18 protein-coding genes are annotated in these 15,691 nt (G+C 64.9%); 7 read left to right on the top strand and 11 right to left on the bottom strand.

All coding sequences use genetic code 11. The features are described 5' to 3' along the window. The first annotated feature begins 12 nt into the window (after positions 1-12). Positions 13-1,224 carry a cytochrome-c peroxidase gene (locus ACFFNA_RS16175; protein WP_378919917.1) on the top strand — a complete coding sequence of 404 codons (1,212 nt, stop codon included), beginning with the start codon at positions 13-15 and terminating at the stop codon, positions 1,222-1,224. Positions 1,225-1,395: 171 nt separating this feature from the next. Here the strand turns inward: ACFFNA_RS16175 and ACFFNA_RS16170 are convergent, their stop codons facing one another. Continuing rightward, entirely contained in the window at positions 1,396-2,454 is a 1,059-nt protein-coding gene (locus ACFFNA_RS16170; protein ID WP_378919762.1) for a Gfo/Idh/MocA family protein, read from the bottom strand. Positions 2,455-2,566: 112 nt separating this feature from the next. After that, a complete protein-coding gene (locus ACFFNA_RS16165) occupies positions 2,567-3,271 on the bottom strand; it encodes an SDR family oxidoreductase (protein WP_378919760.1) in 705 nt (234 codons plus the stop codon). A gap of 126 nt (positions 3,272-3,397) precedes the next feature. On the opposite strand from ACFFNA_RS16165, the gene gcvA reads away from it, so the two are divergent. Beyond that, positions 3,398-4,309 carry a transcriptional regulator GcvA gene (gene gcvA / locus ACFFNA_RS16160; protein WP_378919758.1) on the top strand — a complete coding sequence of 304 codons (912 nt, stop codon included), beginning with the start codon at positions 3,398-3,400 and terminating at the stop codon, positions 4,307-4,309. 27 nt (positions 4,310-4,336) lie between these two features. Here gcvA and ACFFNA_RS16155 read toward each other — a convergent pair whose 3' ends face one another. The 5 genes from ACFFNA_RS16155 to ACFFNA_RS16135 all read right to left on the bottom strand — a co-directional run bounded on the left by ACFFNA_RS16155 (position 4,337) and on the right by ACFFNA_RS16135 (position 6,707). Then, a complete protein-coding gene (locus ACFFNA_RS16155; protein ID WP_111543440.1) occupies positions 4,337-5,194 on the bottom strand; it encodes a sigma-70 family RNA polymerase sigma factor in 858 nt (285 codons plus the stop codon). Positions 5,195-5,204: 10 nt separating this feature from the next. Further along, entirely contained in the window at positions 5,205-5,366 is a 162-nt protein-coding gene (locus ACFFNA_RS16150) for an alpha/beta fold hydrolase (RefSeq protein ID WP_167458387.1), read from the bottom strand. Between the two features lie 60 nt (positions 5,367-5,426). Next, positions 5,427-5,741 carry an EthD family reductase gene (locus ACFFNA_RS16145; RefSeq protein ID WP_378919756.1) on the bottom strand — a complete coding sequence of 105 codons (315 nt, stop codon included), beginning with the start codon at positions 5,739-5,741 and terminating at the stop codon, positions 5,427-5,429. Positions 5,742-5,873: 132 nt separating this feature from the next. Next, positions 5,874-6,098, bottom strand: coding sequence for an antibiotic biosynthesis monooxygenase (locus tag ACFFNA_RS16140; protein ID WP_378919754.1), 225 nt, complete (start codon positions 6,096-6,098; stop codon positions 5,874-5,876). A 147-nt stretch (positions 6,099-6,245) separates the two neighbouring features. Further along, complete coding sequence (locus tag ACFFNA_RS16135; RefSeq protein WP_378919752.1) at positions 6,246-6,707, bottom strand: Lrp/AsnC ligand binding domain-containing protein; 462 nt, start codon at positions 6,705-6,707, stop codon at positions 6,246-6,248. Positions 6,708-6,840: 133 nt separating this feature from the next. On the opposite strand from ACFFNA_RS16135, the gene ACFFNA_RS16130 reads away from it, so the two are divergent. Next, a complete protein-coding gene (locus ACFFNA_RS16130) occupies positions 6,841-7,836 on the top strand; it encodes an ornithine cyclodeaminase family protein (protein WP_378919750.1) in 996 nt (331 codons plus the stop codon). 39 nt (positions 7,837-7,875) lie between these two features. On the opposite strand, the gene ACFFNA_RS16125 is transcribed toward ACFFNA_RS16130, so the two are convergent. Then, the gene (locus tag ACFFNA_RS16125) at positions 7,876-8,451 is read right to left on the bottom strand and encodes a cytochrome b (protein ID WP_111543436.1); all 576 of its coding nucleotides are present in this window, start codon (positions 8,449-8,451) and stop codon (positions 7,876-7,878) included. A 254-nt stretch (positions 8,452-8,705) separates the two neighbouring features. Here ACFFNA_RS16125 and ACFFNA_RS16120 point away from each other — a divergent pair, with 254 nt between their 5' ends. Next, positions 8,706-9,389 carry a YoaK family protein gene (locus ACFFNA_RS16120; RefSeq protein WP_378919748.1) on the top strand — a complete coding sequence of 228 codons (684 nt, stop codon included), beginning with the start codon at positions 8,706-8,708 and terminating at the stop codon, positions 9,387-9,389. On the opposite strand, the gene ACFFNA_RS16115 is transcribed toward ACFFNA_RS16120, so the two are convergent. Next, complete coding sequence (locus ACFFNA_RS16115) at positions 9,386-9,856, bottom strand: MarR family winged helix-turn-helix transcriptional regulator (RefSeq protein WP_378919743.1); 471 nt, start codon at positions 9,854-9,856, stop codon at positions 9,386-9,388. The two genes, ACFFNA_RS16120 and ACFFNA_RS16115, sit on opposite strands and share 4 nt — an antisense overlap. Before the next feature lie 124 nt (positions 9,857-9,980). Between ACFFNA_RS16115 and ACFFNA_RS16110 the strand changes: the two genes are divergently transcribed. Together ACFFNA_RS16110 and ACFFNA_RS16105 are read left to right on the top strand one after the other, a co-directional pair. Further along, entirely contained in the window at positions 9,981-10,796 is an 816-nt protein-coding gene (locus ACFFNA_RS16110; RefSeq protein WP_378919741.1) for a p-hydroxycinnamoyl CoA hydratase/lyase, read from the top strand. Positions 10,797-10,828: 32 nt separating this feature from the next. Then, positions 10,829-12,349, top strand: coding sequence for an AMP-binding protein (locus ACFFNA_RS16105; RefSeq protein WP_378919739.1), 1,521 nt, complete (start codon positions 10,829-10,831; stop codon positions 12,347-12,349). Positions 12,350-12,362: 13 nt separating this feature from the next. Here ACFFNA_RS16105 and ACFFNA_RS16100 read toward each other — a convergent pair whose 3' ends face one another. Further along, on the bottom strand, positions 12,363-13,088 hold the full coding sequence (locus ACFFNA_RS16100) for a 3-keto-5-aminohexanoate cleavage protein (RefSeq protein ID WP_378919737.1): 726 nt from the start codon (positions 13,086-13,088) through the stop codon (positions 12,363-12,365). A 188-nt stretch (positions 13,089-13,276) separates the two neighbouring features. Here ACFFNA_RS16100 and ACFFNA_RS16095 point away from each other — a divergent pair, with 188 nt between their 5' ends. Then, positions 13,277-13,471 carry a hypothetical protein gene (locus ACFFNA_RS16095; protein ID WP_167458385.1) on the top strand — a complete coding sequence of 65 codons (195 nt, stop codon included), beginning with the start codon at positions 13,277-13,279 and terminating at the stop codon, positions 13,469-13,471. Between the two features lie 49 nt (positions 13,472-13,520). Here the strand turns inward: ACFFNA_RS16095 and ACFFNA_RS16090 are convergent, their stop codons facing one another. Then, on the bottom strand, positions 13,521-15,617 hold the full coding sequence (locus ACFFNA_RS16090; RefSeq protein ID WP_378919735.1) for an EAL domain-containing protein: 2,097 nt from the start codon (positions 15,615-15,617) through the stop codon (positions 13,521-13,523). Positions 15,618-15,691: the final 74 nt, after the last annotated feature.

The raw sequence follows: 15,691 nt of genomic DNA, 5'->3' as shown, positions 1-15,691 counted from the left end.
GCCGCGGCATCGATGTTTGGCCTTGCCATGACCCTGTCGGCAACCCTTGTTCATGCCGGAAGCGGCAGCGTCCATCCCGGGCCGATGTCGCGCGCGGATGCTTTCGCGCGGGCGCAGGCGCTGACGGCGCTTGGCCGCAAAATGTTCTTCGACCCGTCGCTGTCTGCTTCGGGCAAGCAGGCCTGCTCGTCCTGCCATGATCCGCACCATGCGTTCGGCCCGGCCTCGGCGGCACCGGTCGAGATGGGTGGGCCGCATCTCGACCAGCCCGGACTGCGCGCCGTGCCCTCGCTGCGCTACCTGCAGGCGGTGCCGGCCTTCACCGAGCATTTTTACGATTCCGAGGATGAAGGCGACGAGAGCGTCGACAACGGCCCGACCGGCGGCCTGACCTGGGACGGCCGCGCCGACCGCGGCCGCGATCAGGCCAGGATCCCGCTGCTGTCGCCGTTCGAGATGGCCAACAAGGATGCCGCCGCCGTCGCCGCCGGCTTGCGCAAGACCGCCTATGCCGACGAATTCAAGGCCGCCTTCGGCGATGCCGTGTTCGACCACCCGGATGACGCCTTCGACGCCGCTGTCGAGGCGCTGGGCACCTTCGAGCAGAGCGCCGCCGATTTCTATCCCTATTCCAGCCACTACGACGCCTTCCTCGCCGGCAAGGCGACGCTGTCGGCGCAGGAATTGCACGGCCGCGCGCTGTTCGAGGATGAGACCAAGGGCAATTGCGCCTCCTGCCATCTGAGCGAACCCGCCAATGACGGCGAGCCGCCGCAGTTCACCGATTTCGGCTTGATCGCCGTCGCCGTGCCGCGCAACCCGGCCATACCGGCCAATGCCGACCCCGCCTATGTCGATCTCGGCCTGTGCGGACCGCAGCGCACCGACTTCCACGGCCGGTCAGAGTATTGCGGGCTGTTTCGCACGCCGACGCTGCGCAATGTCGCGCTACGGAAAAGCTTCTTCCACAACGGCTATTTCCACACCCTGCGCGACGCGGTCGCCTTCTACGCCAGCCGCGACAGCGATCCCGGCCACTGGTATCCCAAAAACGCCGACGGCACGATCCGGCAAAATGACGATTTGCCAAAGGCTTACTGGGCCAACCTCAACCAGGACCCACCCTTCGGCAAGAAGCCCGGCGACAAGCCAGCGCTGACCGACCCCGAGATCGACGACATCGTCGCCTTCCTGCAAACGCTGACCGATGCGGATCAGCAGTGACAATCGCGTCTTTCCTTCTCCCCTTGTGGGAGAAGGTGGCCTCGCGAAGCGAAGTCGGATGAGGGGTGTTCCAGCTTGGCAATGACGGCGTTCCGTCCAGCACCCCTCAACCGTCTCGGCGCTGCGCGCCGATCCACCTTCTCCCACAAGGGGAGAAGGGAAGATCATCCCTCACTGCGTATCCGCGTGTGCCCTCAGTTCCGCCCGCTTCTCGTCCGACACCACGGCGAGGTCGAGCACCTTCTGCAGGCCGGCGGCGTGGCGGAAGCTGGGCTCGCTCTGCACGCCGCTGGCGACGGCATCGACGAAACGCTGGTAGTTGGTCGCCACCGCACCGGCGTCGAGCTCTTCCCATTTGGCGTTCTCGACATTCGCGCCGACGCAGGCCTTGAGCGCCGAGCCGTCGAGATTGTGCACCACTTCGATGCCGCCCTTGTCGCCATAGATGCGCAGACGCAGTTCGTTGAGATGGCCGGTCGCCCAGCGGCTGGCATGCACCACGCCGAAGGCGCCATTGGAAAAATCCAGCGTCATGGCGAAGCTGTCATTGGCGTCGAGTTCGTAGTCGCCGATGCGGTTGCCGGGCGCCTTGTCGAAGGCGCGCAGCCGGCAGAAGACATGGTCGATGTCGAGAGCGGCACCGTAGCTGGCGAAATCGAGGATGTGGATGCCGACATCGCCAAGCACGCCATTCGAGCCGTGGCCGCGCGACAAGCGCCAGAGCCATTTCGGATCGGTGTGCCAGTCGCCCCAGAATTTCGACACCAGCCAGCTTTGCAGATAGGACGCCTCGACATGCCTGACCGTGCCGATTTCGCCCGCCTGCACCATCTGGCGGGCCTTTTGCAGTGCCGCGACATTGCGATAGGTGAGGTTCACCATATTGACGATGCCGGCAGCCTCGGCGGCATCCGCCATCTCGGTGGCCTTGCCGAAATTTTCGGCCAGCGGCTTCTCGCACAGCACCGGCTTGCCGGCGGCAATCAGCGCCATGGTGGTCGGGTGATGGATGCGGTCCGGCGTGACATTGGCCACCGCGTCGAAGCCGCCCCATGTCAGCGCCTCCTCCAGCGAGGTGAAGCGGTTGTCGATCTTGAAGCCGTCGGCGAATTCGCCGACGCGCGCCGCATCGACATCGACGGCACCGACGATGTCGACACCTTCGATGGCGCTGAAGCGCCGGGCATGTTCCTGCGCCATCCAGCCGGTGCCGAGTATCAAAAGCCGCATTTTTTGCTCCTTGGAAATGTCAGAAGGGGATATCAGAATCCGTCTCTCAGAGGTGCTGCCGGATCACCTTCAGCGCGAGCCCACGAAGGCGGCAGCCTGGCTCATCGCCGCCTCAGATAGCGCGGATGATGCCGCCGTCGACACGGATGTTCTGGCCGGTGATGTAGCCGGCGCCTTCGGAAGCCAGGAAGGCGATGGTCGCGGCGATCTCATCTGAGGTGCCGTAGCGCTGCATCGGCACGCTGTCGCGGCGCTCCTCGGTGGCCGGCAGGCTGTCGATCCAGCCGGGCAGCACGTTGTTCATGCGCACATTGTCTGATGCATAGGTGTTGGCGAAGATCTTTGTGTAGGCGGCAAGCCCGGCGCGGAACACTGCCGAGGTCGGGAACATCGGGCTCGGCTCGACCACCCAGGCGGTCGAGATGTTGATGATGGCGCCGCCCTTCTGCTTGACCATCTGCGGTGCCACGATGCGCACCGGCCGGATGACGTTCAGCAGGTAGACATCCATGCCGGTGTGCCACTGCTCGTCTGATATCTCGAGGATCGGCGCACGCGGCCCATGGCCGCCGCTGTTGACCAGCACGTCGATGCGGCCATAGCGCTCGAGCGTCAGGTCGACGAGGCGCTGCAGATCGTCATTCGACTGGTTGGAGCCGGTGACGCCGAGCCCGCCAAGCTCCTTGGCCAGCGCCTCGCCCTTGCCCGAGGACGACAGGATGGCGACCTTGAAGCCATCCGCCGCCAGGCGATTCGCCGCCGCCGCCCCCATGCCGCTGCCGCCGGCCACGACAACAGCTACTTTTTCTACACTCATTGGATTTCCTCTCGGGTTGGCAGGACTCTGCAAGCAGTGTTTTCAGGCTTCGGGCAGTGATATAGCTGGTTTGCACGGCTGGTTCGAACCAGAATGCCTGAAATCAAGCTGTAGAAAAACTACTGCATGCCCGAAGCGTTCCTGAGCCTGCCGCCGTTGAATGCGCTTCGCGCCTTCGAAGCCTCGGCGCGTCATCTCAACTTCCGCATCGCGGCCGAGGAGTTGAACGTCACGCAAGGGGCGGTGGCCCAGCACATTCGCGGACTGGAGGCCGATCTCGGCGCAAAACTGTTCCAGCGGCTGCCGCGAGGCCTGGCGCTGACCGACGAGGGCCGCGCCTATGTGCCCAACATCCGCCGCGCCTTCGATCTGATCTCCGAGGCGACGCTGCTGTTGCGCCCCGAACCGGCGCGGCTGACGATCAGCGTGACGCCGAGCTTCGCCACCAAATGGCTGATCCCGCGACTGCAGGATTTCGTGGCGCACAATCCGCTGGTCGATCTGCGCATCCTGGCCAGCGAGAGCCTGTCGAGTTTCCAGGCCGATGGCGTCGACATTGCTGTCCGGCAAGGACGCCCGCCCTTCGGCGCCGGCCTGATTGTCGACCTGTTGTTTCCCCAGCAGATCATCGCCGTCTGCAGCCCGGCCCTACTGCCGGCCAGCGCCAGTGAGATCGCGGCGGCTGAAATCCAGCATCATGTGCTGCTGCACGACACGCATAATCTGTGGCCGGAATTCATGGAAAAGGTCGTTGGCCTGAAGCTGACGACCGAACTGAAACGCATGCGTTTCAACCAGACGGGGCTCGCCATTGACGCGGCCATCGCCGGCCAGGGCATAGCGCTGGCCAGCCGCTTTCTGGTCGCGGCCGATCTCGCCGCCGGCCGGCTGGTTCAGCCGGTCAGTGGCGAAATGCGCGGCACTCAGGATTTCTACGTCGTGATGCCGAGAAAACAGCGGCATCCCGAGCCGACGCAAGCGGTGCGGCAATGGCTGCTCGATGCCGGAGCAAGGCCACCGGTCCAGTCCAGCGGATGAGTCGCTGGTGGCCGCGTGGGTTGGGCTTCAGCCCAACCGCACCCAATCTATGGCTTCGAGCACATAGGGAGCGAACAGGAAATCTCGGATCTCGATGATCCGGCTTTCCGACCAGTCGATCAGGACAAAATGCGCAGGTCTTTCCATCGGGCCGGTGCTGTCGAAGACCAGCATGGCCGGCTGTCCTTCAACCGCGCCGAGCGCGTACCGCCATTTCGTCTCTTCCGCATAGCGCGTGAAATAGAGGCCAATCTTGTCGCGCCCTTCCAGCCGGAGCCGGTTCACCAGATCGAGCTTCACGTCATCGGCGAGCATGGCGCGGATTGCGTCGAAATCGCCGCTCCGAAACAGATGGACATAAGCGGTGATCTTCCGCCGGTCCTGATCGGACATCAGCGGCAGCCTTGTGTCTTCAGGCGCCTGCGCCAGCCGCCGCAGCGCAGCGCGCCCGCGCTGAAGCGCCGATTTGGCGGCTGTCGCAGAGCACTCGGCGATGCCTGCGATCTCGTCGACCGAATGACCCAGAACATCCCTGAGGATCACCGCGCAGCGCTGAAGTTCAGGCAGTCGCAGAAACGTCTGAAAGCTGATCGCGACGATGTCCGCTTCGGGTATGGGCGCCGCTTCGACGTCCTCGGTGAGCGGAACGACCGTGTTCCGGGACCTGTCGCGCAGGAAATCGAGGCTGGCATTGTGGGCGATGCGAAACAGCCAGCCCTCGAGATTGTCCACCGCGACGCCCTGGGTTCGCGCGTGAAGGGCCTTGACGAGGGTATCCTGCAATACATCCTCGCCATTGACCGCCGATCCCGTCATGCGCGCGCAGTAGCGATGAAGGCGCGGCCGCAAAGCTTTCAGACGATCCTCGAATTCGTTCGTGTTCATGTATCGAGACCTACAGCGCTTCCGCGCTCTGTTGCGCCACCCCCGCGCCGGGAAGGTCGAGCGTCAAAGCCGCGAAGCCGTTGGCTTCAAGTATTGGTGTAACTCTGTCCCACGCCGAATGGTTGTGCCAACCGCCGTGGATCAGGACAAAAACTGCTTTGGTTGCTGACATCGCTCATTCCTCTTCGTCTGATTTTACGATCTTTGGAAGCGGCCGCCCGCCATTTCGGGTTCAAACTTCCCTGTTGTCGAAAAGGAACATTTGAACGCCCGAGTCATCAGGCGCAAAAAGTCGGCGATCCGCCCCAGCCGCCTGTCCTTCCGCGCTTGCAAACGCCTTCTCGATCGCCGCAAGGTCGTCGAAATACAGCGTTCCGATCCGATGAACGTTGGAGGCTCCGACCGGCGTTGCGACGGGGCCGTCGCTGACCTCGTATTTCCTGAGACCCGGAATCTTCTTGGCGAGAGGCACGTGGATTTCGAAGTAATGTCGGTCAAATGCCTCGACGTCTTTCGGTGTCCGGTAAATCACGACCATCCGAGCCATTACGGTTCTCCTTTGTTACCGGTGTGACGCAAACTTGCTTGTGTGTTCACCCTCACCGGGTTTCGCTCAACACCGCCGAGCCCACGATCGAGTCCAAGCTCGCCAGCTCAATGATCTTCGGAAAATAGGCTTTCATGCGCGGATCGCTGCGCATCGCCTCGACAGCTGCGGGGTCTCCCACTCGGAGTAGATGACGACGCCGGCGCCGTCGTTTGCCGCGATCAGCCGGGTCGTCTTCCAGCCGTGGAGCGTGCGGACCACCGTGTCGGTGTTCTGCTTCAAGAGCGCGATCAGCGCATCCTGCTTGCCGGGTTTGACCTTCAGCAGATTGATCAAAATAACGGACTCGTCGGACATGGCATGTCTCCTTCTGTTTCGAACACACCAAGGACGATCCGAAGGGCGGAAACGGATCGCGACGTAAAAGATTTTTTGGAAGATCATCTGGAAGGAGTGTGCTTTGCCGAGTTTTCAACGACAGTTGCAATGACCTGATGCAGCCAGCTAGATCGGCAACAAGGCGTCGGGCTTCACATTGGCGATCGAGGCATAGGTGTGCGTTTCGCGGACGCCGGGCAGCGGCAGGATAACCCGCTGCAGAAAATCCTGGAACATCGTCATGTCGGCGATGCGCGCCTTGACCAAATAGTCGAAGCCGCCGACCACCATGTGGCACTCGATGATCTCGGGCGCCCGCAACACCGCCTCGGCGAAGCGGTCGAAGACATGCGGCGCCGTGTGGTCGAGCCGCACCTCAATGAAGACGAGCTGTGCCTGCCCGATTCTGGCGGGATCGAGAACGGCTCGCACCGCGCGGATGAACCCTTCGGAGAACAGCCGCTTGACGCGCTGCGCCGCCCCTGTTGGTGACAAGCCGACTCGCCGCGCCAGATCGAGCGTCGTGCGGCGGCCGTCCTCTTGCAACAAGCGCAGCAGCGAGCGGTCGATACGGTCCAGATCGTCCATTTCAGGATTCACACTTTTGAGCCAGGACAAGCGTGATAGTCACGCTGAAATCGCAAAAACAGCATATTTCATCGCGCCATCAGATCGCAATACCGTTTGCCGTGTACCCCAGCCGACAACGAAAGCGGATCCCATGACATCAGCCCTATCGATCTCCCGCAGCGCCCAGGCCAAGGGCGATACACCAGTGCTCTTCTTGAGCGAAGCCGAGGTGAAAACATGCATCGACCTGCGCCAGCTTCTCGACGCGCTGGCCGGCGGCTTCAAGGCGCTGTCCGGCGGCAAGATCGTCAGTCCGGCGCGGCCGCAGCTTGATGTTCCGCAAGCCGGCTATTCGCTGGCGATGCCGGCCTGGATGACGGGCATGCATCTGACGGTGAAGATCGTCAACGTCTTCGAAGGCAACATCGCCAAAGGCATCCCCAGCCATCTCGCCACCATCCATCTGTTCGACCCGCAGACGGGCATGCCGGTCAGCGTCATGGACGGCACCTACATCACCGCCGTGCGCACCTCCGGCTCAGCCGTGCTGTCGGTGCGCGAACTCGCCCGTCGCGACGCCAGGGTCGCGACGGTAGTGGGCGCCGGTGTGCAAGCCAGCCAGCATCTCAATCTTCTGCCGCTGGTGCGCGACTTCGCCGAGATCCGCGTCGTCTCGAAGGAATTCGCGGATGCGCACGCGCTTGCCGCGCAGCATCCCGGGGTCGTCGCCGTCAGCGATATTGAAGCCGCGGTGCGCTCGTCGGATGTGGTCTGCCTGGCGACGCATTCCTACGAACCGGTGATCTCGGCCGACTGGGTGCGGCCCGGCACCCATGTCTCGTCGGTGGGCGTCGCACCGCCCGGCGGCGAACTGCCGGTCGACCTCATCAGGCGGGCCAGCCTGTTCGTCGAGACAAGCGAAGCCTTCGCCCCGACCCCGATCGGTTCCTGCGAACTCGCCGGCCTCGATCCGCAAACCGGAACCGAACTCGGCGAAATGCTGCTCGGGCTGCGGCCGGGGCGCATCAGCGCCGATCAGGTCACTGTCTACAAGGCCATGGGCGTTGCCATGGAGGACATGGTGGCGGCCGACCTCGCCTATCGCGAGGCGGTACGGCGGGGAGTGGGACACGTGGTTGCGCTGTAGAGGGGCCGGTTCGCTTCATCGTTTAAGTCGGCGCCGCCCTCATTGCCTGCCGGGCATTTCTCCCCGTTGAACGAGGGAGCCGGGCAGCATCTGGCTTAGCACGCGATCGCGAAGGAAGACGTGATGGAAGATGGCCGCGGCGGCGTGCAGGCCGGCGAGCCATAGGATGATATCGCCAAGCGTGCCGTGGATGTCCGCCAGCGATGCGCCGGCATCCCACGGGCCGAAAAACGGGCCAATGGCGCCAAAGCCGTAGACCGTTACCGGGTGGCCGCCGAACCATGCGCCGAGCATGGCAGTCGCCGGAACCGCGAACAGAAGCGCATAGAGCGCCCAATGCGTTACCTTCGAGGCGACGTCCATCCATGCGGGCATCGGCGGTGCATCGGGAACGCGGTCGAACAGGCGCCAGATCAGACGAAGGACCAGCAGCCAGAAAACGGTGAAACCGAGCGACTCGTGGAGCAGCAGCGTCGAGGCGCGGGCCTCGGAATAGACCCGCGTCGGCGGGCCACCTTCGGAGACCAGGAAGGCGATGAGCACAAGCAGTGCCGTCAGCCAGTGAAATGCCTGGGCGAGGCTTCCGTAGCGATTTGTCGTACCGGACAGCGACATGCAAAGCTCCGTTGGACCCCCCGCGCCTGAGGTGTCTTATTCAGTTGGTCCTCGAGTGACATCCGAGTTTGCCGTTCGTGTGGCGGGGGCGACGGCAAAGGTGCCGCGCGGGCGACGGCAAGGGCCGCGCGGGCGACGGCAAGGGCCGCGCGGGCGACGGCAAGGGCCGCGGGCGACGGCAAGAAGCCGCGCCGAGGTGGAACGCCCCGCCGGGATATGAGACGCTGTCCGGCAAGTCTGGTCGGAGATGCCGCATGAAACCCACACTGCCGCTGCTGTTGAGCCTCAATGGCGGCTATGTCGATACGGCCGGGTTCCTGGCGCTGCAGGGCCTGTTCACCGCGCATGTCACAGGAAATTTCGTCACCCTGGGCGCCTCGCTGGTGCTCGGCATCTCGGGCGTGCTGGCAAAGCTGCTGGCGCTGCCAGTCTTCTGCATCGTCGTCATCCTGACCCGGCTGGCGGGTGAACTCTTGCGCAGACGGGGACGGCCGGCGCTCGCCGTGCTGCTGGCGGCCAAGCTGGCGCTGCTGATTGCCGGCGCCACCCTTGCGATCCGCTTTGGCCCCTTCGCCAGCGGCGACGGCGCGGCCGCCATCGTCACCGGCATGGTCCTGGTCGCCGCGATGGCGATCCAGAATGCAGTGCACCGCGTCCATCTCGCGGCAGCACCACCGTCGACGCTGATGACCGGCACCACCACCCAGCTCATGCTCGACCTCGCCGATCTCATCGGCGGCGTCGCGCCCGAAGCCCGCCCTGCCCTCATTGCCCGCCTGCGGCGCATGTCTGTGGCGGTCGCCGTTTTCGCCGCCGGCTGTGCCGCCGCGGCACTCGGCTTTGCCTTCGCCAATGTCTGGTGCTTCGTCGTTCCGCCGGTGATTGCGCTCTTCGCCCTGCTGCTGCGGGTTTCGGTGCCGGACGGGGAGATCAGCTAGCCCTCTTCATCCGTCCAGATCAGGCGCAGCAGGCGCAGCAGCGTTGCCCGCTCCTTTTTTGTCAGCCGGTGCAGGAACCGGTCCTCGTGCCGGCGAACCTGCCGGCGCCATCCCGGCATGGCCTCCCTGGCGGCTTGCGTAAGGGTGAGCATCTGCACGCGCCGGTCGCCGGCATGGTCGTCGCGCTCGACCAGCCCGCGCTCTTCCAGTTCGGCGAGCAGCGGCGCCATGTTGGCGCTCTTCATGCCAAGCAGGCGGCAGAGTTCGGCGGCGCGGATGCCGGGCTTCTCGTCGATCAGCGCCAGCATGCCATAGGTGACCGGGCGCAGCGCCGCCTCGGCCATCTCGACCGCGAAATCGTTGAGCGCAAAGGCCGAGGCGCGTTTGAGATTGTAGCCGATCTGCGCGTCCAGCGCGTCTTCGGGTGTCGCGCCTGGCGCGCTGCGACTGGTGTGGGCCTCATCCATGTTGCAACCGATCGCCGCGATCAAAGCCCTTGTCAAGCGAAAAAGACTATGCGACATAGCAAACCGATAGCTATGCCGCATAGCAATTGCCATCAATTCTAAGGCGAAACGGGAGGACCTGCACATGACCGAAGAGACCGTTGCCTTCGATGTCGAGAACGGCATCGCCTGGGTGCGCTTCAACCGGCCGGACAAGCGCAACTGCATGAACCCGGCGCTCAACCGGCGGATGATGGAGGTTCTCGACCAACTGGAATTCCGCGACGATGTCGGCGTGCTGGTGCTGTCCGGCGAAGGCAGCGCCTGGTCGGCGGGCATGGACCTCAAGGAGTATTTCCGCGAGACCGAAGCCAAGGGTCTTGGCGCCATCCGCAAGGCGCAGTCCGAAGCCTATGGCTGGTGGCGGCGGCTGCGCTGGTACGGCAAGCCGACCATCGCCATGGTCAATGGCTGGTGCTTCGGCGGCGGCTATGGCCCGCTCTTCGCTTGCGACCTCGCCTTCGCCGCCGACGAGGCGCAGTTCGCCCTGTCGGAGATCAACTGGGGCATCCTGCCCGGCGGCGGCGCCACCAAGGTGGTGGTCGACCTCTTGTCGATGCGCGATGCCATGTACCATGCGCTGACCGGCGAACTCATCGATGGCAGGAAGGCCGCCGCCTGGAAGCTGGTCAACGAAAGCCTGCCGCTGGCGGATCTGAAGGCGCGTGTCACCGAGGTCGCCACCCTCCTGCTGAAGAAGAACCCGATTGCCCTGAAGGCGACCAAGGACGCCATCCGCCGCGTCGCCGAGATGACCTACGACAATGCCGAGGATTATCTGGTGCGCGCCCAGGAGGCAGCCAACTCCCACGACAATGAGGGCCGCAAGGAAGGCATCCGCCAGTTCATCGACGAAAAGAGCTACAAGCCCGGTCTCGGCGCCTACGACAAAGCCAGGTGACCGTGCAAGCATAGCGCAACCCTGGGGAGGAGATGCAGATGCCGGCCTGGACGACCTCGGACCCCGTGGCCCTGCACGCCCGGACGCAGCCGGATCGTGTCGCTTGTGTCGACCTGGGATCCGGCCGGCGCTGGACTTACTTCGCACTCGACGAGGCTATCCAGCGCGCCGTCGGCGTTCTCGAAACCGGCCATGGCATCGCGGCCGGGCAACGGATCGCGACGATAGCCCGCAACAGCGCCGACTTGCTTGTCCTGCAGCAGGCTGCGATGCGGCTCGGCGCCATCTTCGTGCCGCTCAACTGGCGGCTCGCCGGTGCCGAACAGAAGACGATCCTCCAGGATTGCGATCCGGTGCTTCTGTTGCATGACTCGGCCCTCGATATGGCGCTACCCAAAGGCTGCATGCCGGTCGAAGTCGCTGCCTTCGCGGCGGCAGTCGAGGCGCATGCGCCGGCGCCGCGCCGCCCTTTGCCGGCGGACGATACGCCGTCGATCATCCTCTACACGTCAGGCACGTCGGGCCGGCCGAAAGGGGTCATCGTCACCGAGCGCAACGCCTTGGCCACCGCGGTCAATTTCGGCGTGCTGGGGCGGGTCGGCAATGCCAGCATCTTCCTCTGCGACACGCCGATGTTCCATGTCATCGGCCTCATCGCCAGCCTGCGCCCACCCCTGCTGCAGGGCGGCACGGTGTTGATCTCACCCGGCTTCGATGCCGGCCTCACCAACCGTCGCCTCGCCGATCCCGCGCTTGGCGTCACCCACTATTTCTGCGTGCCGCAAATGGCCAGAATGCTGCGCGACCATCCGGGGTTTGCGCCTGTGGACTGGACCTCGCTCACCGCCATCTTCACCGGCGGCGCGCCCAATCCGGCCGCCGACATCCTCTGGTGGCTGGCAAAAGGCGTGCGCATGGTCGACGGCTTCGGCATGACGGAAGCCGGCACCGTGCTCGGCATGCCTGTCGAGGCCGACCGGATCGCCCGCAAGGCGGGCTCGGCGGGTCTTGCCGCGCCGACGATCGGCCTGCGCATCGTCGGCGAGGATGGCCGCGACGTCGCCGCCGGCGAGCCAGGCGAGATATGGCTGTCAGGTCCCAGCGTCACATCAGGCTACTGGAACCGGCCGGAGGAGACAGCGCGCGCCTTCACCGGCGGTGGCTGGTTCCGCACCGGCGACATCGGGCGGCGGGACGACGAAGGCTTTGTCACCCTCGTCGACCGCCGCAAGGACATGTTCATCTCCGGCGGCGAGAACGTCTACCCGGTCGAAATCGAGATGGCGCTGCTCGACCACCCCGCCATCGCCGAGGCGGCCGTGATCGGCGTCGCCGACCAACGCTGGGGCGAAGTCGGGCGCGCCTTCATCGTAGTCAAACCCGGCTGCGTCGTCGATCCGGCTGATCTGGCAAGCCACTGCAGCGCACGCATCGCCCGCTACAAGGTGCCGAAGGAGTTTTTGCTCACGCAAGCGCTGCCACGCACCGCATCCGGCAAGATCCAGAAACACATTTTGCGCAGCTGGACAGCACCGACCAGCGGACAAGCCTGAGGCATACCGTCGTTCAGCCCGCAGGCGCGGACCGAAAAATCGCCGCGGCCGCGGCAACGATTTCCGCATTGTCCCTCGCCGTCCTGCCGTCGGCGAGCGTCTTGCCGTCTTCCAGCCCAACCCGCGTCGACCAGCGCTTGCGATGCGCCAGCTCGACGAACGGCCAGACCGTGGCGTCGACGCCGTGCAGCAGGATCGGCCGCCGCACCCCGGCACGCTCGAGCACAGCGGCGATGCCATGCGCCTCGTCCAGCGCGGCCGGCAGATCCCGGATGTCGATGTCGATCAGGATGCGCAGCACGCGGCTGTGGTCGGCAAGACCGACGAAGCGTTCGGCGTCGGCGAGGGTGGCAAGCCCGGCCTCGATGCCGACGCCACGATTGCGCAGCAGCTCCATGACCCCAGGCGCATCGACCTCCGACAGATTGACCGAGGCATAGTCGGGCAGTTCCCGCCAGCCGCCGATCGCGGTGCGGGTCCGCTCGACATCGTCCTCGATCCAGGCGCCGGTCGACACGCCGACCAGCGTGCCCGGGCAGGCCTGGCGCACCGCCAGCACGGTGGCATTGACGGCCGCCAGGCTTTCGCGCCCGTCAATGCTGCGCGGGTGGATGTGCAGTTCGGCCGCACCGGCGGCGACGCAGGCCGCGGCGTCGCTGGCCATCGTCTGCGCAGTCAGCGGCAGCCTGGGGTGGAATTCACGGGGACGCGCGCCGTTGATGCAGGCCTGGACGATCATCGATCTCACCTCGGACAAGGAAGGTCGCAGTCTAGCCGCGCAGCAAGACACGGCAAAGAGTTGGAGACTTCGCTCCTGACAGCGCGCGCTAGATTCGGTGGCATTTGAATAAAAGCCGCCTGTGGATATTTACCCCGCCTTCCGCCAGGCCCGGCAAGATACATTAGGGTGGGATCATGGAGAGACCATTGACCAGTGATTTTTCAGCCGCCCGCATCCATCTCGAACGCGCCTATCACTATCTGCAGGGCAATGACGAGACGAGCCGCACGGCATGTGACGCCCTTGATCTGTTGATCGAAACGGTGGCGGAAGCACAGCACAGGCCAGCCGAGGCTGGAGTGCTGGAGTTTCCGCAATCGACGGCGCGGCGAACCGGCTAAGACGTGTTGAGATTCAGGCCGGCCGGCCTGAATCTCAATACACGCTGGATCACGATGCCTTGCGGGTCGCCACCACCTCGGTCGCGCGCGAAACGATCGCCTCCAGCGGTTCCGGCCGGTGCAGCAGAAACCCCTGGCCGAAGGCGACGCCCATGTCGCTCAGCATCGTCAACGTGTCCTGCCGTTCGATCTTCTCACCCACCACATCGCAACCCAGGCTGCGGGCAATGCTGGTGATAGCCAGCACGATCTCGCGGTCGAAGCGGCTTTGCGTGATGTGCTCGATGAAGGAGCCGTCGACCTTGATGGTGTCGACGGGGAAGCGCCTGAGATATTCGAACGAACTCATGCCGGCGCCGAAATCGTCGAGGCTGACCCGGCAGTGCCGCTCGCGCGCCTTGCGCACGAATTGTTCGGCGGCGTCGAAATTCGTGACCGCGGCGGTCTCGGTGATCTCGAAGCCGATGCCCGAATGCGGCGCCCCGGTCTGCTCGATGACGCTGTCGACGAACGCCCATAGCTGCGGATCGCTCAGCGTCTGCGCCGACAGGTTGAAGCCGAGCGTCAGCGTGCCCGCGCGCAAGGCCGCACCATGCCGCGACAGCGCCGTGCGGATGATCCAGCGGTCGAGCCTGGAAGCGATGCCGAACCGCTCGGCCACCGGAATGAACTCGCCGGGCGGCACCAGGCGGCCATTGCGCGCGGCGAGCCTCGCCAGCACTTCGACATGGCGGCTCTCTTGCCAGGGTCTGCCCAGCAGATGGATTTCCTGGCCGAACAGTTTCAGCCGTCCGTCTTCCATGGCATCGACGGTGTCGGCGGCGATACGCGCCGCATTCAGCCCGCCCGATCCCGATGCCGTCTTGATGGAGAAGACAGCGAAACGGTTGCGTCCGGCAGCCTTGGCCGCATAGCAGGCGTCGTCGGCGCAGGCCAGCGCGTCGGCCACCGTGGTGTTGGCGTCATCGACGAAGGCGATACCGATCGAGGCCGCCAGCTTGCGCGTCGACGCGGCCGGGCCGAGATCGGCTTCGCGCACCGCGCCAAGCACCGCAGTGGCGATCCGCTCGGCCTGCGCGGTGTCGCAATGCGGCACCAGCAGCGCGAATTCGTCGCCGCCCAGCCGCGCCGCGTGCGCCGATGGCGGCAGACAAGCGCGGATGCCGGCGGCAACGCTCTTCAGCGCCAGGTCGCCGGCGGCGTGGCCGGCAAAATCGTTGAGCGCCTTGAAGTAGTCGAGATCGACATAGAACACCGCCAGCGGCGCACCCGCCGCGATGTGGTCGGCGAGCAGCCGGTCGAAAGCGGAGCGGTTCCACAGGCCGGTCAGCGCGTCGTGACCGGCCGCATAGGCGAGCTCCTGCTGGCGCAGCTTTTCCTCGGTGATGTCGCGCACCGTGCCGAGGATCTGGCCCGCGGCACCCGCGGCGGCGATGAAGCGGACCAGCGATTCGACATGGCGGAGCTCGCCGTCGCGCCTGATGATGCGGTATTGATTGGCGATGACGCCGTCCGTTCCGACTGCCGCCTGGTGGGCACGCTCGGTGGCCTCCTTGTCGTCGGGATGCAGATAGGTGTGCCAAAGGTCGGCCGTCACCTCGTCGGTGTCGGCAAAGAGGCCGAATATATCCCTGGTGCGGGTGTCCCAATAGCTCTTGCTGGTGGCGATGTCGTGGTGCCAGATGCCGGTGCCGCTGGCGGCGAGCGCCAGGCGGAAGCGCACATTGACTTGTTCGAGCTCGGCTTCGGTCGCCTTCTGCCGGGTGATGTCGGTCTGCACGCCCATCAGCCGCAGCGGCCGCCCGTCCGCGTCGCGCTCGACGATGCCGCCGCGATCGAGCACCCACACCCAATGGCCCAGCTTGTGCTTCAGCCTGAGTTCGGTCTCGATGGCGTCGGTCTGTCCGGCAATGTGGCGGTCGCCGCTTGCCAGCGCCCGCTCGCGATCGTCGGGATGGGTCAGCTGCAGCCACAGGTCGCTGGCGTTGGCAAGTTCGCTTTCATCATAGCCCAGCATCCGCGCCCAGGTCGCGGAATAGAAGCAGTCGCCGGTCGCAAGATCCCAGTCCCAGACGCCAAGATGGGCGCGTTCCAGGGCCTTGGCCCAGAACGTTCCATTGCGACTTTTCTTGTCCTGACGCGTCATCGTCTGTTTCGCTCATCCCCGCAGCGGGACAATCTGCAGCAAAACCAGAGAAGAAACAGTTACCGTTGGGGTGG

The sequence above is a fragment of the Mesorhizobium kowhaii genome, assembly GCF_042431665.1.
Lineage (GTDB): Bacteria > Pseudomonadota > Alphaproteobacteria > Rhizobiales > Rhizobiaceae > Mesorhizobium > Mesorhizobium kowhaii.
This window is presented reverse-complemented; position numbering and strand designations above follow the sequence as displayed.